General features: G+C 31.8%; 23 protein-coding genes and 1 tRNA gene. 16 read left to right on the plus strand and 8 right to left on the minus strand.

Annotated elements, in window-relative coordinates; translation table 11 throughout:
• The first annotated feature begins 3 nt into the window (after positions 1-3).
• The 6 genes from ABD077_RS04950 to ABD077_RS04975 all read left to right on the plus strand — a co-directional run bounded on the left by ABD077_RS04950 (position 4) and on the right by ABD077_RS04975 (position 4,421).
• Entirely contained in the window at positions 4-156 is a 153-nt protein-coding gene (locus ABD077_RS04950; RefSeq protein ID WP_299604537.1) for a hypothetical protein, read from the plus strand.
• 113 nt (positions 157-269) lie between these two features.
• Positions 270-944, plus strand: coding sequence for a head GIN domain-containing protein (locus ABD077_RS04955; protein WP_343911056.1), 675 nt, complete (start codon positions 270-272; stop codon positions 942-944).
• Positions 945-1,065: 121 nt separating this feature from the next.
• Positions 1,066-1,533: a hypothetical protein gene (locus tag ABD077_RS04960; protein WP_299604533.1), complete on the plus strand. Its 468-nt coding sequence runs from the start codon at positions 1,066-1,068 to the stop codon at positions 1,531-1,533.
• Positions 1,534-1,540: 7 nt separating this feature from the next.
• Positions 1,541-3,280, plus strand: coding sequence for a thiamine pyrophosphate-dependent enzyme (locus ABD077_RS04965; protein ID WP_343911059.1), 1,740 nt, complete (start codon positions 1,541-1,543; stop codon positions 3,278-3,280).
• A gap of 29 nt (positions 3,281-3,309) precedes the next feature.
• Positions 3,310-4,158 carry a mechanosensitive ion channel family protein gene (locus ABD077_RS04970; RefSeq protein ID WP_343911061.1) on the plus strand — a complete coding sequence of 283 codons (849 nt, stop codon included), beginning with the start codon at positions 3,310-3,312 and terminating at the stop codon, positions 4,156-4,158.
• A 17-nt stretch (positions 4,159-4,175) separates the two neighbouring features.
• Complete coding sequence (locus ABD077_RS04975) at positions 4,176-4,421, plus strand: DUF7218 family protein (protein ID WP_425545854.1); 246 nt, start codon at positions 4,176-4,178, stop codon at positions 4,419-4,421.
• A gap of 60 nt (positions 4,422-4,481) precedes the next feature.
• Here the strand turns inward: ABD077_RS04975 and ABD077_RS04980 are convergent, their stop codons facing one another.
• Both ABD077_RS04980 and ABD077_RS04985 read right to left on the minus strand, forming a co-directional pair.
• On the minus strand, positions 4,482-4,892 hold the full coding sequence (locus ABD077_RS04980; RefSeq protein WP_299604525.1) for a response regulator: 411 nt from the start codon (positions 4,890-4,892) through the stop codon (positions 4,482-4,484).
• A 226-nt stretch (positions 4,893-5,118) separates the two neighbouring features.
• A complete protein-coding gene (locus tag ABD077_RS04985) occupies positions 5,119-6,666 on the minus strand; it encodes a sensor histidine kinase (protein ID WP_343911065.1) in 1,548 nt (515 codons plus the stop codon).
• Positions 6,667-6,954: 288 nt separating this feature from the next.
• On the opposite strand from ABD077_RS04985, the gene ABD077_RS04990 reads away from it, so the two are divergent.
• From ABD077_RS04990 to ABD077_RS05000, 3 genes are all read left to right on the plus strand, one after another.
• On the plus strand, positions 6,955-7,524 hold the full coding sequence (locus tag ABD077_RS04990; RefSeq protein ID WP_343911067.1) for an AraC family transcriptional regulator: 570 nt from the start codon (positions 6,955-6,957) through the stop codon (positions 7,522-7,524).
• Between the two features lie 11 nt (positions 7,525-7,535).
• Entirely contained in the window at positions 7,536-7,982 is a 447-nt protein-coding gene (locus ABD077_RS04995; RefSeq protein ID WP_299604518.1) for a response regulator, read from the plus strand.
• Between the two features lie 330 nt (positions 7,983-8,312).
• On the plus strand, positions 8,313-9,326 hold the full coding sequence (locus ABD077_RS05000; RefSeq protein WP_299894242.1) for a helix-turn-helix domain-containing protein: 1,014 nt from the start codon (positions 8,313-8,315) through the stop codon (positions 9,324-9,326).
• 75 nt (positions 9,327-9,401) lie between these two features.
• Here ABD077_RS05000 and ABD077_RS05005 read toward each other — a convergent pair whose 3' ends face one another.
• The 5 genes from ABD077_RS05005 to rseP all read right to left on the minus strand — a co-directional run bounded on the left by ABD077_RS05005 (position 9,402) and on the right by rseP (position 13,215).
• Positions 9,402-9,704 carry an HPF/RaiA family ribosome-associated protein gene (locus tag ABD077_RS05005; RefSeq protein WP_299894244.1) on the minus strand — a complete coding sequence of 101 codons (303 nt, stop codon included), beginning with the start codon at positions 9,702-9,704 and terminating at the stop codon, positions 9,402-9,404.
• A 55-nt stretch (positions 9,705-9,759) separates the two neighbouring features.
• Complete coding sequence (locus tag ABD077_RS05010) at positions 9,760-10,431, minus strand: nitroreductase family protein (protein WP_343911072.1); 672 nt, start codon at positions 10,429-10,431, stop codon at positions 9,760-9,762.
• A gap of 149 nt (positions 10,432-10,580) precedes the next feature.
• On the minus strand, positions 10,581-11,144 hold the full coding sequence (locus ABD077_RS05015) for a type 1 glutamine amidotransferase domain-containing protein (protein ID WP_343911074.1): 564 nt from the start codon (positions 11,142-11,144) through the stop codon (positions 10,581-10,583).
• A gap of 588 nt (positions 11,145-11,732) precedes the next feature.
• Positions 11,733-11,806, minus strand: a tRNA-Asn gene (locus tag ABD077_RS05020).
• Between the two features lie 92 nt (positions 11,807-11,898).
• Positions 11,899-13,215, minus strand: coding sequence for an RIP metalloprotease RseP (gene rseP / locus ABD077_RS05025; RefSeq protein ID WP_343911076.1), 1,317 nt, complete (start codon positions 13,213-13,215; stop codon positions 11,899-11,901).
• Between the two features lie 158 nt (positions 13,216-13,373).
• On the opposite strand from rseP, the gene ABD077_RS05030 reads away from it, so the two are divergent.
• A complete protein-coding gene (locus ABD077_RS05030; protein ID WP_343911078.1) occupies positions 13,374-14,048 on the plus strand; it encodes an SCO family protein in 675 nt (224 codons plus the stop codon).
• Positions 14,049-14,165: 117 nt separating this feature from the next.
• On the opposite strand, the gene ABD077_RS05035 is transcribed toward ABD077_RS05030, so the two are convergent.
• Complete coding sequence (locus ABD077_RS05035; protein WP_343911080.1) at positions 14,166-14,624, minus strand: hypothetical protein; 459 nt, start codon at positions 14,622-14,624, stop codon at positions 14,166-14,168.
• A 307-nt stretch (positions 14,625-14,931) separates the two neighbouring features.
• On the opposite strand from ABD077_RS05035, the gene ABD077_RS05040 reads away from it, so the two are divergent.
• The 6 genes from ABD077_RS05040 to ABD077_RS05065 all read left to right on the plus strand — a co-directional run bounded on the left by ABD077_RS05040 (position 14,932) and on the right by ABD077_RS05065 (position 18,806).
• Positions 14,932-15,159 (plus strand): FeoA family protein, encoded by a 228-nt coding sequence (locus ABD077_RS05040; protein WP_343911082.1) that lies wholly within the window; start codon positions 14,932-14,934, stop codon positions 15,157-15,159.
• 14 nt (positions 15,160-15,173) lie between these two features.
• A complete protein-coding gene (gene feoB, locus ABD077_RS05045) occupies positions 15,174-17,270 on the plus strand; it encodes a ferrous iron transport protein B (protein ID WP_343911084.1) in 2,097 nt (698 codons plus the stop codon).
• A 76-nt stretch (positions 17,271-17,346) separates the two neighbouring features.
• A complete protein-coding gene (locus ABD077_RS05050; protein WP_343911086.1) occupies positions 17,347-17,496 on the plus strand; it encodes a FeoB-associated Cys-rich membrane protein in 150 nt (49 codons plus the stop codon).
• Positions 17,497-17,517: 21 nt separating this feature from the next.
• Positions 17,518-18,372 (plus strand): AraC family transcriptional regulator, encoded by an 855-nt coding sequence (locus ABD077_RS05055; RefSeq protein ID WP_343911088.1) that lies wholly within the window; start codon positions 17,518-17,520, stop codon positions 18,370-18,372.
• A 98-nt stretch (positions 18,373-18,470) separates the two neighbouring features.
• Positions 18,471-18,602 carry a hypothetical protein gene (locus ABD077_RS05060; RefSeq protein WP_343911090.1) on the plus strand — a complete coding sequence of 44 codons (132 nt, stop codon included), beginning with the start codon at positions 18,471-18,473 and terminating at the stop codon, positions 18,600-18,602.
• A 6-nt stretch (positions 18,603-18,608) separates the two neighbouring features.
• Positions 18,609-18,806, plus strand: coding sequence for a hypothetical protein (locus ABD077_RS05065; RefSeq protein WP_343911092.1), 198 nt, complete (start codon positions 18,609-18,611; stop codon positions 18,804-18,806).
• Positions 18,807-18,816 lie beyond the last annotated feature (10 nt).

An 18,816-nucleotide genomic window follows, 5' to 3' on the forward strand; every position in this document is an offset into this window, starting at 1 on the left:
TATATGAAATTTATAAAAGACGAAAATGAAGAAAGAAGAGATTACATTTTTCAAAAAAATAAGAAAACAAAACTGGGAGCTAAGTTCATACTTCTTGTATTAGCATTCTTAATTGTAGGAGTAGTTGCCTCTGGAATTTTTTTAGAATACTTGTAGTAGATTAAAATTTTCAAATGCGTCAATGTTGCTATGAAATAAGATAACATACCCTGTTTAGTCGTAGTATTTTTGATGTGAAGTTAAATGATATTGAATTTTAAAAATAAAAAATGATCAAGAAAATAATATATATGTTTTTACTAAGTCCGATGATGATGTTAGCACAGAAGACTACGGTAGAACTCGCAGCGTTTGATGAGTTAAAAGTGTATGATGCTATCAATGTTACATTAATTAAAGCGGCAGAGAATAAAGCTGTCATTACTGGTGATGATGTTGACCAAGTAGCAATAGTTTCCAAAAATGGTAGAGTAAAAGTAAAAATGGAGATTGATAATATTCTCGATGGGAAAGATACCAACATTACCATTTACCATACAGAAGATCTTGCCCTTATTGATGCAAATGAAAATTCGGTGATTACTTCAAATAGTACTATAGAATCAAAATATATAACTATTAGAGCCCAGGAAGGTGCCGAAATAGATTTAAAAGTTAATGCGAAAAACTTGGATTCGAAAGCAGTATCTGGAGGAAAGATTAGTATTTCGGGTGATGTACCAAACCAGGATGTCTTAGTACGAACAGGAGGAAAATATTTTGCAAAGAAATTATCCGCAGAACAAACAGATGTTACAGTTCTTGCTGGAGGAAAAGCTTATATAAATAGTGATGAGTACGTGGATGCGAGTGTAACCGCTGGAGGCATCATTGAAATCTATGGAAATCCCGAAAAAGTAAAACAAGATAAGACCTTAGGTGGATCGATTGTGATCCGTAAGTAATTGTGTATGTTGATTCATAATTAAGTTTGATTGATGATGATTAAAGGGAGATTGAATTTGGGGTATTCATCTCCCTTTTTTCTTGAAAAGAAGAATAATAAGGTTTATAAAGAATAAAAAAATGGCAAAAATAATAGAAGTTAAAATAGACAGAATACCAGATTTTATTGAAGTTGATGATGATAAAACAAATGAGGTGCTTATTCATACAGAACTTGAATTTCATCCACTAGATATAGAAACAAATATGGAGTATATATTACATCTTTTTGTATACGATGTACATGGTAAGAAAGATGTTCCAGTATTGATTTCTAATTGGGATGATACAAAGGTCTTAAGAGTGGCTAGAGATGATAGAAGAGATGATTTCTTATGTAAAGAGAGTGTGCTTATCAGATCAAGCGAAATCAATAAAAAAAGTGTAACCATAAAGACGCCAATGATTTTGAAATTAGGGAAACTGCAAGAAAATACTTCGGTATATACCAGAAAATTTGAAGTATTTGCGACCATGATACCTGCTGTTGACCGTGTGTCTAATTGGTCTAAACCATTTGAGTCTCAATTAGTATTTAAAAGCAAATAATAAGAATATGAACGTTTCGGAACAACTTTTATCGATATTACAAAATGAAGGAGTAAGACATATTTTTGGTGTGGCCGGAGATGCCCTAAATCCATTAGTTGATGCTATAGCAAAACAAGATGTGGTACAATGGGTAGGTGTTAATCATGAAGGAAATGGCTCATATGCAGCTTTTGCACAAGGAGAACTTGGTAATAATTTTGGAGTGTGTGCAAGTACTGTAGGACCTGGAGCATTACACCTTATTAATGGGTTGTATAATGCAAAAAAGGAGAGAACACCAGTAATTGCTATAACAGGTCAGGTTCCTGTAGAGTTCTTAGGAACAAATTATCATCAGGAAGCAGATTTACAGAAAATATTTGATGATGTATGCGAGTATCAAGCAATCGTACGATCACCAGAAGAGGCTCCAAGAGTGATTCTGAGAGCAATTAAAATTGCTATTAATCATAATTGTGTTTGCAGAATCGAACTTCCTGGTGATATAGCTCAAATGAAAGCTAAAAATCACGATTATATCCATAAAATTTTTAGATCCAAAAGTAATATCATACCACAAAATGATGAATTGATCGAAGCCGTAAATTTAATTAATGAAGCATCTACAGTAGGGATATTAGCTGGAGCGGGATGTAGAGATGCGAAGCAAGAAGTGTTAGCATTATCCAAAAAGCTAAAAGCACCAATTACCCATTCATTAAGAGCGTCTGATATTTTTGATCATTCTACACAAAATGTAGTAGGATTAACAGGCTTGATTGGAAATCCTTCGGGATATAAAGCAGTGATAGATTGTGACTTACTTTTAATGCTAGGTACCGATTTTCCATATAGCGATTTCTTACCCGAAAACACCAAAATCATTCAGGTGGATATAAGACCAGAAAATTTAGGAAATAGATGTCCTATTAATCTTGGTCTTCATGGCGATATTAAATCTACGGTAGCAAGTCTTTTACTAAATACAACTGATAAAGAAGATGATACCTTCTTAAAAAAATTGAAACAACAATTTGAAGAGTGGAAAGAAGGAAATAGAGATAAAGCAGATCCATCACGAGATATGGAACCATTACATCCACAAATATTTGCGAAAGCAATAAATGATACAGCATCTGATGATGCAATTTTTACTATAGATACAGGAACGGCGGCAATTTGGGCTTCAAACTTTATGAATTTTGATGCAGAAAGACGAGTGATAGGATCATTTAATCATGGTTCTATGGCCGTAGGATTGCCCTCAGCAATAGGAGCACAGCTTTTACATACCGATCGAGAAGTATGGAGTCTTGTTGGAGATGGAGCTTTTAATATGTCATTACAAGATTTTTCTACAGCAGTACATAATAATCTTCCTGTTAAAATTATAGTTTTTAATAATTCGCAATTGGGGTTTGTAAAAATAGAAATGGAAGAAGCAGGATTAGCTCCTAACATGGACGCATTAAAAGTCAATAACTTTAATTTTGCTGAGTATGCTAAACTATGTGGAGGAGACGGTATTAGAGTAGAAAAAGCGAAAGATATTCTTGCTGCAGTCGCATTAGCGAAAAAATCAAGTAAGCCATTTGTGATAGATGCTGTAGTTACAAATGCAGAGCTGTCATTACCACCTAAAATAGGTTTTGATGAAGTAAAAGGCTTTGGCATGTCAAAGATAAAAGAAGTGCTAAGAGCGTTTAATGGAGAAAAAGAACAATGGGAAAATATCAAAGAGGAGGTTGAAGCATATTTTGATTAAATCGATAAAAAATAAAAAATTACAGACATATGGATATAGAGAATTTGGGGTTAACAAAAGAAAATTGGGAATATTTCTTAAAATGGGTTTGGGATTTCGTGCCGAGTCTTCTATCTGCTATTGTAATTTTCTTTATAGGTATATGGGTTATTAACCTTTTTAGTAAAGGATTAAGGAAGTTTTTTCAGAAAAGAGATTATGATGAAACCTTAGAACGATTTTTATATGATCTAATTAATTTAGGCTTAAAAGTATTATTAATCATACTAGTAATAACTCAGTTAGGAGTCCAGACATCGTCTCTGGTTGCAATTTTGGGAGCTGCTGGTTTGGCTGTTGGATTAGCGCTGCAAGGTTCTCTGGCAAACTTTGCCGGTGGCGTGTTAATTTTGTTTTTTAAACCTTTTAAAATAGGTGATTTTATAGAAGCGCAAGGAACATCAGGAACAGTGAAAGAGATTACTATTTTCACTACTAAACTAAATACCTTTGGGAATCAATTAGTCATAATTCCAAACGGAAAATTATCCAATGACAACATCACAAACTATTCAGCAGAAAATAAAAGACGAAATAAAATAGACATCGGAATTTCTTATAGTAGTAATATTAAACAGGCAAAGGATATACTGTTAGAGCTGGTGAATGAGCAAGAAGCGGTAATCAAAGATCCCTTACCCGAAGTAGTAGTTTCTTCTTTAGGGGACAGTTCGGTGTCTTTATCCATACGTTATTGGGCATCAAATGAGGATTTTTGGGCGATACATTTTTACACTATGGAGCAAGCTAAAAAGAGACTTGAAGAAAATGGAATTTCTATACCTTTCCCACAACGTGAAGTTAGAATCCTGAGTACTACAGCTAATGAAATAAAATAAAAACTTTAAAATATAGTATGATGAGTGATAGACCAAGAATTAAAAACGAGGCACAGTATGAGGCGCTGCGCGAAAAAGGATATAGTAAAGAAAAATCAGCTAGAATTGCAAACACTCCAGATAGTGGTACAAAAGGAGGAAAAGCAACAAATTATGAAGACCGAACAAAAGATGAGTTATATGAACAAGCAAAGGATATCGGTATTGAAGGAAGATCAAAAATGAACAAGGAAGAACTTATTGATGCATTACGAAATAATTAAACTTGGTTTTCTATTGGAAAGAAAAACATAAGTAGAATATTTAAATTTATAGATCAGAGTTTATCTGTTATACTCTGTCCAATAGGAAATTACTTTTGGTAATTTCTCCTTCAGATCTAAATAATTTTTAGGTTTTGTAATATAGCTATTGCCTCCTAATAAATATGTTTCCTTAATCTCTTCGGGTCTTTCAGAAGAGCTTAGAATTATAACAGGTACATTTTTTATCTGTTTTTTGTTTCTTAGGTAATTCAAAACTTCTAAACCATTCATTTTAGGTAGTTTTATGTCCATAAGAATACATTTTGGAGGATGGGTAATAAATTCTGAGGACTCAAAAAACTGAATTGCAGATTCACCATCTTCTAGGTATTTTATCTCACAATCCTTCATTTCTTTTTCGACAACACGTCTCATTAATTCTATATCAGTTCGGCTATCTTCTACGGAGACTATATAAGGTCTATTCATTTTCATAACATTTTTACAAGACAGGAAGTAACATTTATTTCCTTTCTTATCATATTCTCCAAGAATTATATATTTAGTTTCCTGGATTTGATGTAATTCAATTTGGTTAAAAATACCAAAAAATATGATTTTAAAGTTTTTGATATTTCCTTACAAATAGTAACAACAAAAATAAGTAAGACTTTCTCTAATGTTATTGTAAAAAATATAGATGTTAGCTTGATTGCTAATTGTTTGTAATTGGGAAATATAATTTGAATTCTGAACCGACTCCTTTTTCGCTCATTGCGGATATAGAACCATGATGTGTTTGCATGATTTTATGGCAAATCGCTAGACCTATACCTGTTCCTTTATATTGTGTTTTTTCATGAAGACGGTGAAATAGCTTAAAAATAGACTCTTTGTGTTTTGGGTCAAAACCTATACCATTGTCTTTAAAAGTGATTTCTAAGAAATGAGATGATGAATTCTCTAGATTTTCGGATAAATTATGATGTATCCAAAGTTCAGGAATAGCATTAGTTTTTCTATATTTTATAGCATTAGAAATCAGATTTACAAATACTTGTTTGATTAGAAACGGTATTCCATATATTTCTGGAAAATTAATAGTATGAATTTGCACCTGATGTTTATTAATTTCTTCTTCTAGTTCTATGAATGCATCTTGAAGAATGGTATTCAAATCAATTTTTTCAAAAGGAAGCTGCTTTTTTCCGATGCTAGAATAGTCTAGAAGATGAAGAATAAGTTGCTGCATTCTCTCCGAAGAATCGTTTATTTTATCTAGATAGTTAAGAATTTTATCAGGAATCGTTTCTTGATCTACGTTAAGTATGCGTGAAATGAACATTCTTATTTTTCGTAACGGTTCTTGTAGGTCATGACTAGCAATATGGTTAAAAGAATCTAGTTCTTCATTTATGGTGAGAAGCTCTTGATTTTTTTCCTTTAGTAGTTTTTTGGATTTGATTTCTTCGGTAACATTTCGAATAACCCCAAGCATCATTTGGCCGTCTCTTGAAGGAATAAAATGAGCATTTAAAGAAAAATATAAAAGCGTATTATCGTTTTGTATAGAAAATTCAAACGGAGGTAATACATCCTCATACTGCAAAGTCTCAATTTGTAAACGAAGTTTAGCACTTTTTTGTTCATCCAAAAAGCAAAATACACCTTCATTTTGAAGGCATTTCGCATCAATTGTGTCTTTAAAAAGTTCTCTTATGTTTTCTGAGAAGACCCAAATGTTTTTGTTGATATTCCACCTAAAACTAGCAGTTTTTGATATCTGTTCTGAGTCATTAAGGATCGTATTTTGAAACTCTAAATGACGTAAAGAATCTCTTAATTGAGCTTCCACTTTTTTTAGTTTGCTGATATCTTTAGAGGTAACAATAATACCATTGTTTTGTTTGATCACCTTACCTTCTAACCAAACAGTCTTTTCTTCAAATTCAAATTCTCGTTCATAAGTTATCTCAAAATTTTCCTTATTGTAACAGGCAGTATATATTTCGAAAAGACCGTTTTCAAAAATTACAGGAAAAATTTCTGAAGCACTCTTGTTAATTAATAAATCAATACTTGATTTTATATATTTTTCAAAATTATTGGTGATATACACTAATTTAAAATCAACAAGTTGTTCTTGTTCAAAAATTGGGGTAAAATAACTTATAATACTTTCTGAGCGATCAATAAGTGATTGTAAAAATTCTGTAGATTCTACGTCTATAGTAAGTGCAATATGATCATTTTTATGAGTCAAAAACGTATGATTTTATGAAGCTAAAATTAATTTTAAAAAGAAGAGAACAAATTACAACATTATCGCCTAATAGTGATAAAGTTTATGTCTAAATTTTGAAGATCAGCTTTTTAAAAACATCATATTTATGCTTGATTTAGGTAAAGAAAATAAATTGACTCAATAATGATATGAATTACCTCAATACAGTTAAATATTAATCTGCAAAATATGGAATGATTAGTTATATTTGTTTAATCATTTATATTTATAGTTAAACGTTTGGCAACAAAATTAATGTTCTAATTCATGAAATTTTATCTAAAATACGATATGGATGTAATTTTCAGAAAAACTTTAGAACAACAGCTAAACAATTTGCAGGTGGCTTATAAGATCAATGGTTTAGGTGAGATAGAGTTTTTGCAATCATTGAGTGCAGAAAAGGTAAAAGAGCTTACGGTTTTACTTTCGGTTTATGGAATAGAAATCATCAATGATCATAAGAGTGAAATTGTCCAAAGAATTAAAGATGCGATTTCGGAAATGGTACTAGATACTTCTTCCGAAAAAAATCATAAGTTATCAGAGTATTTGCCGAACAAATTAGGATATTCTTATACTTATTTGTCTAGCTTATTTTCAGAAAGTACCTATACTTCTTTAGAAAATTTTTTAATTATAAAACGTATCGATAGAGTAAAGCAAATGTTGGTTCATGAAAAGTTAACACTTTCACAGATAGCATTTGAGTTAGGTTATAGCAGTAATGCTCATGTATCAGCTCAATTTAAAAAAATAACAGGATTGACTCCCACGGTTTTTCAAAAAATTATTAAAAAACGATCTGAGAACAAAACATCTTTTAAGCAATCTTAATTTTTAGTAAAATGTATCTAGATAGACTCCATATAGCATTAGTAGAAGATGACGAGGACGATAGAATGTTTTTTAAGGATGCTATAGACGAGATCCAAATGAAGACAAATCTTTTGCTTTTTGGGAATGGACAAGAGTTCTTGGATCATATTTTACTTCCTGGTCAATCTCTACCTCATTTGGTGTTTTTGGATCTCAATATGCCTATAAAAAACGGGATAGAATGTTTAGAAGAATTAAGAGCTCAAGAGCGATTCAAAAATTTATCTATAGCGATCTATTCTACTTCCTCTTCTGATCAAGATATAGAGGACACTTTTATCAAAGGTGCCAATATATATATCAATAAACCAAATGACTTTAATAAACTGAAATCTGTCATTTCAGAGGTTTTAAAGATTAATTGGCAATATCATACTTCTAATTTAAGTCGAGAAAACTTTCTTTTAAGAGTTTAATCTTTTGACTGTAAGTTGTTTATTCTTTTTGTAGTGGTAATTATATAACATTTTCCAAAAATTATATAATATTATTTTTTGTGTTGTTTAAGAAATTTACATAAAAAATAAACAAGATTCCTATGAAGACTAAACATTATGCAAGGGTAAGCAGAATCTTTAAAGATTTAAAAAATTATCCAAACAGCTCTGTTATAAATAGTGATAACAGTTCATATGATAGAACATCAGTTAAATCCGTAAAAGTCGATTTTTTATCTCATCCTGGGATTTGAATCATCTTTTTTAGAAACTCTTAAACACAATCAATCTTAAAAATTTCGAAACGTTATGAAAGCTTCAGAAAATAAATCAATCATTTCTAGTAAATATCTGGATGCGTTGGCTTCTACTTTAAACATAGATTTTCCGGGTGATCAAAATGATGTTGTATTGCCCATACATTCAGAAAAAGCATTCGGGCATGTTAATTTTTTCTCCTCTGGAAATTATAAATGGTATACTGAAATAAATATTAATTGTCATGTAGATATTAAGGTTCCGCTACTGGAGGATAGTTTAGGGTTGATTCATTTTATATATTGTTCCAAAGGAAGTGTTACACATGAATTAGATGGAAATAAGCAGATGTTGAACGAATTTCAAACAGCCATCATATACGATAAGAAATTGTCTTATCTTTCGTTCACCGAAGGTGAGGAGGCAAAGGTTGTTATCATATCAGTAGCAAAGCCTAGTAGTGTTTTGTTTTCGAATATTGCCAGGGATATTCATAACTTATTCGAAGGCAAATTGGTAAATGAAAAGTTTAGTTATTATGGATCCTCTAATCTTAAAATTTCCGAAGAGGTCGCAAAGATAAATACTACCAATAAAAAAGGGCTTGTAAAAAAATTATATGTTGAAAGTATCATCCAGATGATTTTGGCAATGGAAATTCAGCATCATCAAAAAGATTTAGATTCTCAAAATGAATTATACGGAGTGTTAACCCTTAGAGAACAAAAGATCGTTAAAGAAGTTGCAAAAGAAATACGTGAAAATTGTGATTATCCTTTCTCTATCAAATACCTAATGGATCAAACAGGACTTTCTGCTGCTAAACTACAAGATGGATTTAAGATGTTATATAATCGAACTGTTACTGATTATGTGAAAAATACGAGAATAGAAAAAGCTGAAAACTTAATAAAGACAACAGATCTCAATATATCGGAAATTGTTTATAGCATAGGATTTACGAGCAGAAGCTATTTTTCTAAAATTTTTAAAGAAAAATACAATTGTAGTCCGCGACATTATCAAGAGAGATCTAGAGATTACTCCTTTTCGAGAATTGCATAAACCATAAAGCTTATTCCAACAAAATGACCGCATGAAGATGCGGTCATTTTGTTGTATTGGACGTTAGCTAGTTAACTAGTAAGCTTTCATTCCTTCTTTTCTTCTTTCCAGTTGATCTTTTAAATCTCGTATTGTTTCATTGATAGCATCGATAAAATTATTTTCATCGGAGGAGGCATAAATTCTTGGTCCGGGAGCACTTAGTCGTATACCACAATGATGAGCTTTTTCATTATTGGAAGCATTCGTTTTCTTGAAAAAGATATCTGCTCTAATCACAAAAGGAAATTTTTCTTCGATCATATCGAGCTTATCTTTTACCTGTGTTTCTAGGCGGTCACTAGCACTAATATTAGTATATTCAAAAATGGTTTTCATTATATTATTTTTTGTAGATTATCTATTTATCTCATGATTTACTAAAGATTAGGAATTAATCATTTAGATTTTTAAGAGGCTGATCATTGTTTTGTTCTAAACCATTTTCAGATGAATATAGCCCATTAGTTATGGTGCCGTAGTTCCCATTAAACGTAAACTCTCGTTGTAACATTCGAGTTCGTTTAGAAGGATCTTCCTGATCTCTTAAATCTTCAGGAAGATCATCTGGATTTCCTCCATAATATCCCAGAGCAATGGCGGTAGCTATGTGATACTCATCAGGAAAATTAAATTCCTTTTTCGCTTTTTCATAATTTACACCTGCCATTTGGTGTAATCCTATTCCCAAATGTTGAGCCTGAGCTGTAATGTTTCCAACAAAAAGACCTAGATCATGTAGCGCATGAAAGTTCTCTTCGCCTTCATCTGTTGTTTTTTTGAAGGCAGTTAATAAAAGTACTGGCGCATTTGTTGCCCATGATTTATTAAAATCACTAAGACAGGCTTCTATTCTTTTGTAAGTTGAACTGCCTTTAATGGCCCAAATGATTCTCCATGGTTGTCTGTTATACGAACTAGGAGCCCATCTTCCTGCTTCAAAAAGAGTTCTTAATTCCAATTCGGATACCGGAGTTTCTGAGAAAACTCTTGGTGAATAGCGCTCTTTTAATATTGGTAGTATGTCAAATTTTGTTTCTTTTTCTTCTGCAATTATGTTTCCCATATGTAATGTTTTAAAATTATGTGTAACCTAGAATGGTTACGACGAGTAGTGAAGTAATAAGCCGTGTAAGAAAGGTCAAATAGCTTGATCTTTCTTACACTTATATGCTTATAAAATATGATTACAACTTTCTCGCGAGTGTTCTGTTGTTATGCATTAACAACTTGTTCTTCATGTTTACCTTCGCATAGTTCTTCGATAACTTTATCGATAAAAGCTGGTAAATCATTAGGATTTCGGCTAGTGGTAAGACCACTGTCTACAACTACAGCTTCATCTTTCCATGTAGCACCTGCATTGATAACATCATCTTTAATAGAATGGTAGGAAGTAACTTCTCTGTTTTCAATTACTCCTGCACTAATTAATAGCCAAGGAGCATGACATATAGCTGCCACTGGTTTCCCGCTTTTAAAGAAAGACCTAATAAATTCTAATGCATCATTATTTGTTCTTAAGATATCTGGATTTATAACACCACCCGGTAAAACTAGCGTATGATAATGTGATGAATTTACATCAGCTAATGTTTTATCCACTTTAATGGATTTTCCCCAATTACCGTCTTCCCAACTTTTTATCTCTCCATTCGTATCAGATATGATATGTACTTCAGCTCCTTCTTTTTTTAAAGCGTTATAAGGCTCAAATAACTCCGAAGCTTCAAATCCATTTGTAGCAAGAATAGCTACGTTTTTGTTTTCTAATTTCATAGGTTTTAATTTTTTACAGTTTATGCTATTTTCTGTAAAGGTACTTGTAACCTATTGTTATCGGGTGCTTAAAAAAGAGAGAAGTTAACTCATATGCTGGTAAGGTAATTTTTAGGTCAGATATATTTGATTTTTGAATTCAGTAAAGTGTAGGTAAGATTTTTTAAAAAATCATTACCAATAAAAATGATACTCCATATAGTATTATGGAACCTATTAGTAATAGGAATAAAGATTTAGTTAGTTTCTTTTTGAAATTGATTTTGTTCGGCATGTAAATTTTATAATTGTGGTTAACCAGTTATTACAAATAATAACCTAACGCATAATAACTTCTTTTACTGCTAGAGTCAAGAGTTTTAACAGGGTTTAACCATTTTTTGTTATAATTATGAGAATGGCTTAGTACTACTTGATTTAGAATAAAAAATGTATGACTCTTCCTTTTTTAGATGAATTAGAATTTTAGTGTCAACATAATTAATCTTTATACATCAAAATTTGATCTTAATCAATAATTACTAGGATTGATGTAGTACAGGAAACTTATCTAAAACAAAAAAGTCCAACATTTCTGTTGGACTTTTGCTCCCCCTCTTGGGCTCGAACCAAGGACCCTTTGATTAACAGTCAAATGCTCTAACCAACTGAGCTAAGGAGGAATATGCTTTTGCAAATGTAGAGTGTTTTTCTCTTTTGCGAGTGCAAATATATACTAATTTTTGATACTCAAAAAGTTTTTTTTAATTTTTTATCATTTTCCGAAAATTGCACGATAAATATCGTTACCATTTGCGAAAAGAAGTAAAGCGATTAAGATTACAAAACCTACTAGTTGCGCATACTCCATAAATTTGTCATTTGGCTTTCTTCCTGCTATGATTTCATATAATAAAAACATTACATGTCCACCATCCAAAGCAGGAATTGGCAGAATATTCATAAATGCTAAAATAATCGAAATAAAAGCGGTTGTACTCCAAAAAGCTGCCCAATCCCAAACAGGAGGGAATAAATTACCGATAGCAGCGAAACCACCTATTTGCGTAGCTCCTTTTTTTGTAAATACATATTTAAATTGTGCGATATAGTCATGTAATTTCCAATAACTATAATCGAATCCTTTTCCAATACTTTCTACAAAAGAATATTGTTCTCTATTAATTTTATAAAAAACGGGTAGAACACCAATTGTTCCTTCTTCATCAGTTTTAACAGAAATTGTTTGCTCAGATCCATCTCTAAGAAAAGCAATTTTAATTTCTTGTTCTTTTTTTGGCTTTACTTCATTCTGAAATTCATGCCACCAAGTAATTTTCTTATCATTTACAGACAATATTTGATCTCCATTTCTCAGACCTGCTTCATAGGCTGGTCTATCTGCCACTACCGTATCAAGTATAGGTTTAAGTCTAATTCCAAAAGGTTCCATAACTCCCTCCTGGAACATGGTTTTACCAATATCTTCAGGAAGATCGATAGTTTTGGTGCTTCCATCTGCTGATAAAACAGTTATGTTTTGTACATCTCTTAAGAAGAGATACATATTAATATCCGTAGCGTCTTTAAAATCTTCACCATTTACTTTTAAAATTCTATCTCCATCTTGAAAACCATATCCTTTAAAAATTTCAGCTACTTCATAACCATCAGGAATATCTTCTGTAGAAACATAAGAAGTTCCCCAAGTAAATATGATAGCCATATAGATTAAGAATCCTAGAATAATATTTACCGTTACTCCACCAAGCATTATGATCAAACGTTGCCAAGCTGGTTTAGATCTAAATTCCCAAGGTTGCGGAGGACCAGCCATTTGCTCTTTATCCATGCTCTCATCGATCATTCCGGAAATTTTAACATATCCACCTAAAGGCAGCCATCCAATACCATAAACGGTTTCACCAATTTTTTTCTTGAATAATGAATACTTTACATCAAAAAACAAGTAGAATTTTTCTACTCGAGTTTTGAATAATTTAGCAGGAATAAAGTGTCCTAATTCGTGTAAAACGATTAAAATAGACAAACTTAATAATAGCTGTAATGCTTTTACAATTATTGGACTCATAGGGTCTAATTCAAAATTAAATCACGCAAAAGTAACCTTTTAGACCTGTTTATAAAAGAAATCAGGTCTACAGATGTAGGTTTTAGTATTTTTTTAGCGAAAACAATAATTTCTTATACGATAAACCTCGTAATTTTGTTGTTCTTAAAAAAACAGGTATGCTTCGCTTTTTTTCCAAGTACAAATTCTTTGCCATTGTACTATTTGTATTATCTGCAATTATAATTTCCATTATTTATTCTATTCTAAAACCTAAACGCGTTCTTAGAGTGTATGAACCAGATATGGTAGCTACTGAATTAGTAGATAGCACCGTACAGCACGTTCGTAAATATCATAAAATTGCAGATTTTAGTTTATGGAATCAAAATGGTAAGAATGTTACACAAGATGATTATCATAATAAAATTTATGTAGCAGATTTCTTTTTTACAACCTGTCAGACAATTTGTCCAATTATGACAGATCACATGAAGTTAATTCAGAATAGATTAAAAAAAGACTCTGAAGTAAAACTATTATCGCATACCGTAATTCCAGAAACAGATGATGTGCCGCAATTGAAGGAGTATGCAAAACGAAAAGGTGTTGATGATACCAGATGGAACCTAGTTACCGGAGATAAAAAGCAAATTTATGATCTGGCGCGCAAATCTTACTTAGTTGCCAAATCATATGGAGATGGTGGACCTTATGATATGATTCATACCGAAAACTTTGTATTGGTTGACAAAAAGAAGCGAATAAGAGGGTTTTATGATGGTACAGATTTAGAGGAAATAGAACGTTTGTTAGAAGATATAGAGGTTTTAAAAGAAGAAAACGTAAAATAACACAGCCGCCATATGTTATTGGTAAGCCTGACAGCTGTGTTTCTAGGGATTATTTTAAGTTTTAGGAAATGCATACGCTTGCATACTTAAGACAGTGATGGTAGCAGATTTCTGTCATTACCATTCTGGTTCTAAACCAATAGTGAATGAAGTAGGAGTGCATCTAGTATATGAAACAAGAACCCCATCTTCATTTACATAACAGATTAGTTTTTCATCCCAACCATCAGGGCAATCTGGTCTCCAAGGTGGTAAATTTCCTGCAGTGGGGATGACTAGTTTGTCGAAGACATCAACCCTTCCATCTACCGAAGAAATTGTAAAACTTGTAATAAAAGCATTACGCAATCTATAAGATAGTTTACTTCCTGTTTTTTCGTTTTTAGCTACGAGGTATTCACCATCTTTCTTTGGTATTCTAACAGTATATTCATCATACTTCTCAATTTTGTTGGTTTTATCATCATTTAATAAATTGATATTTTCTGAATCCGCACTATTCTTTTCACAGGAAGAGATAACTACAACGAAGCAAATTGAGAATGCTTGAAGTAATAGATTTTTAAGATTTTTCATTGTTATAGGTTTTAATTACGAATAGAATTTTTTCTTACTCTATTGAAGGCTTTTCAGTTTCCGCCTGTTTCTAAATTTAGATAGGTTGAAAGTAATTTCGATTTTTCGAATCAGTGTCCGAGAATTTTGAATTTCAAGGATTTCGGACTGTTTTTGGGGTAATACACCTTTTTCTAATAGGATATAGACCCTTTAATGAAAGTATTCCAAAAAATATCATAAAACCTTATATTAATTATCAGCATAGTTTTTTCAATAGAGTTTTTTCCATTACTTTTGCCTTGTTTAAAATTATTCTAAATAAAGCTTGAAAGTCACCATAGCACATCTCAAAAAAGGTCAACGAGGATTGATTAAAGAAATTACTTCGGATATGATTCCTCTTAAGTTGCTGGAAATGGGTTGTTTGCCTGGTAACGAAGTGCAGTTGGTTCAAACAGCTCCCTTTCAATGCCCAATGTATCTTACAATTAATGGTAGTCACCTAGCCATTCGAAAAGAGATCGCTTCACAAATAGAAATTGAAATTATTTAACCAGATTACTTTTTATGGCTAAGCAGATTAAAGTTTCACTTATAGGAAACCCTAATACGGGTAAAACTTCTGTTTTTAATTTGCTTACAGGGTTAAACCAACAAGTTGGTAATTATCCGGGTATCACAGTTGAAAAAAAAGAAGGGATTTGTAAACTACCAAGAGGAGTAAAAGCTCATATCTTAGATTTACCTGGTACTTATAGTCTTAATGCATCTTCTTTAGATGAGAATGTGGTGATAGAAATATTACTCAATAGAAAGGACAAAGATTTTCCTGATGTAGCCGTCGTAGTAACTGATGTAGAAAACCTGAAAAGAAATTTATTGCTATTTACTCAAATTAAGGATTTAGAAATCCCAACGATTCTGGTCATTAATATGGCAGATCGTATGAGTAAAACAGGTATTTCCTTGGATATTCCATTGTTAGAAAAAGAGTTGAATACAAAGATTGCATTAATAAGTGCTAGAAAAAATCAAGGTATAGATGAGCTTAAGGAATTAATTTTATCTTATAAAACACTCCCTGTAAAACCTTGTCTAAATGCCTTAAGTTTTGATCCGGATTATTTTGGAAGACTTCAGAAGGCATTTCCAGATCAGTCTTTGTATAAACTATGGTTGGTAATTACTCAGGATGTAAATTTCAGGAAAGTAGAAAAAAAGAAACTATCTATATCTCCAGATTTTGAAATTAAATCAGAGAGTGAATTAAAACGGTTTCAGCAAAAAGAAACTATAAAGAGATATCAGTTTATTAATCAGGTGCTTAAAAAGGGTCTTTTTGTAGATGAAAAATCAGCTACTGGATTACGTGCTCGACTGGATAGAGTGCTAACGCACAGATTTTGGGGTTATTTTATATTTTTTGCAATACTATTACTAATATTTCAAGCTATCTATGATTGGTCTTCTTATCCAATGGATCTAATAGATGAGGGATTTGCTTGGTTAAGTGAGAGTACTAAATCTTTATTACCAGCAGGACCTTTTGTAGATCTTATTACAGATGGGATTATTCCGGGATTAGGGGGAATTGTCATTTTCATTCCGCAAATAGCATTTTTATTTCTCTTTATTTCCATTTTGGAGGAAAGTGGTTACATGAGTCGTGTTGTTTTTCTTATGGATAGAGTAATGCGAAAATTTGGACTCAGTGGAAAAAGTGTTGTCCCCTTAGTATCGGGAACGGCTTGTGCAATTCCGGCCGTTATGGCAACAAGAAATATTGAAAACTGGAAAGAAAGATTAATAACCATTTTGGTTGTCCCATTTACAACCTGTTCAGCGAGATTACCAGTTTATCTAATTATTATTTCGTTGGTAATTCCTGATAAAAAAGTAGGATGGGTGTTTAGTTATCAAAGCTTAACGCTTATGTTATTGTATTTTATTGGATTTGGAGGAGCTGTAGGAGCAGCCTGGATATTGAATAAGGTGCTTAAAACAAAAAGTAAAAACTACTTTGTAATAGAAATGCCTAGTTACAAAGTACCTTTATTAAAGAATGTACTTATTAACGTTGTAGAAAAGACGAAAGCATTTGTTTTTGGTGCTGGAAAGATCATTATGGCACTTTCTATTATTCTATGGGTATTTGCGAGTTTTGGGCCTAATGATCAATTTAGTAATGCAGAAGAAATTGTTACAGCTGAATATCCAAACTTATCCCAAGAAGAATTAGATCAGAAAATTGCAGCTCACAAACTAGAATATTCATTTATAGGTTATGCTGGAAAGGCTATTGAACCTATTGTAGCGCCTTTAGGGTATGATTGGAAAATAGGTATTGGAATTATTAGTTCTTTTGCGGCTCGTGAAGTTTTTGTGGGAACACTAGCTACTATTTATAGTGTAGGAAGTGATGAAGATGAAACTATAAAAAATAGAATGGCTGCCGAGGTACATCCCGTTACTGGTACTCCATTATTTAATTTAGCAAGTGGAATTTCATTATTATTATTCTATGCCTTTGCGATGCAATGTATGAGTACTTTAGCAATTGTAAAAAGGGAAACTAACGGTTGGAAATGGCCAATGACACAGTTGGTCTTCATGAGTGTCTTAGCATATAGCATTGCACTTATTGCATATCAAGTATTAAAATAGTGTATTTTCTGCTAGATTAACCGAATTTCAGATATGAAGACGATAAGTTTTTGTATTTTTAAACGACTAAAAAACTATGAATTTACTCATTCAAAATATACTAGTGATTATTATTGTTGCTTTGGCAATAGGTTTTTTGGTGAAAAAGTTCTTTTGGAAGCCTCAAACCTCTTCAGTAAGTAAAAAATCTAGTGCTTGTGGTAATAATGGTTGTGGTTGTCATTAGAAAGATTACCACGTATCTGATATGCCAAGAACAATTTTCAAAAATATCGTAATACAACATTTTGAAAAAGTGACCACGTTGGCATTTTGCCAATATACTCCTATTCGATTTTTTGAAATATTATGTATCAAGGAAGGTTCAGGTACACTTGTTATTAATAAACATAGAGTTACATATCAGAAGAATCAAATTTTTATTTTGATACCAAACGATCGTTATAATTTTGAAATAGAAAAACCAACGACAGTTTCTGCAATAAAATTCCTTAACAGTTTTTTTGGTGATATGTTATCCGATGAATATGAGATTCAACGGAAACAATGGTTCAAGAAGGTAGAAACCATATTACATGGTGCTGATAGAACTTCCAATTTAAATTTTAAATCGGAAACAGATGAGAGTAGTGTATATCTATTATTTACTGTTTTAAGAAATGAATATAGTGATGATAATTTGGTTAGTGAAGCTGTCTTAAAATCTACTTTGCATTCCATACTCGATATTATTTCAAGAAATATAAACTTTGTTCATACTCCAGTTAACGACTCTAAGATTCAGAATATTATTAATTATATCCATTACCATATTCATGATTCCGAAAAACTGTCAAAAAAAGCATTATCTGATAATTTTTTTATTTCCGAAAATTACATCAGTCAATATTTTAAAAGTCAAATGGGTATTGGGCTGAAAAAATATATTCTTAACTACAAATTAAAGTTGGCAGAAACACGTCTCAAATACACTAATTTGACCGTTTCTGAAATTGCTCAAGAGTTAGGTTTTACCGATAGTAGTCATTTGGATAAAACATTTATGTCATATAAAGGAATGGCTGCGAGAACATTTCAAACAAACCTAAAAGGCTCTAAATAATTTTTCCTCGTTTTTTACTAAAACCTCTTTTTTTCTTACCGAATAATAGATCGCTTTCCAAAATAACTTTGCAGTGTAAAGTTTAACAAACATCTATTATGAAAAACCCTCAACATGTGTTTGAAAGCCATATAAAGGCTGTAGATACGTTAGATCCGATTGAAGTACTGGAAGATTATGCAGATGATGCATTGTTTATTACTCCAGATCTCACCTATAAAGGATATTAAGAAATATTGGGCTTTTATAAAGAATTTCTTCCAAAGTTCGAAAACTTTGAATTTAAAACTATCAATCAACAGACCAATGATAATATCGTTTATTTCGTTTGGAACGGAAGAAACGAAAACATTCATGTGCAGTTAGCAACAGACACTTATGTCATAGTTGATGGAAAAATAAAACAACACACTTTCGCAGGAATCATTAATTAAAAATTTAAAT

This window comes from Aquimarina litoralis (assembly GCF_039523995.1).
Taxonomy (GTDB): domain Bacteria; phylum Bacteroidota; class Bacteroidia; order Flavobacteriales; family Flavobacteriaceae; genus Aquimarina; species Aquimarina litoralis.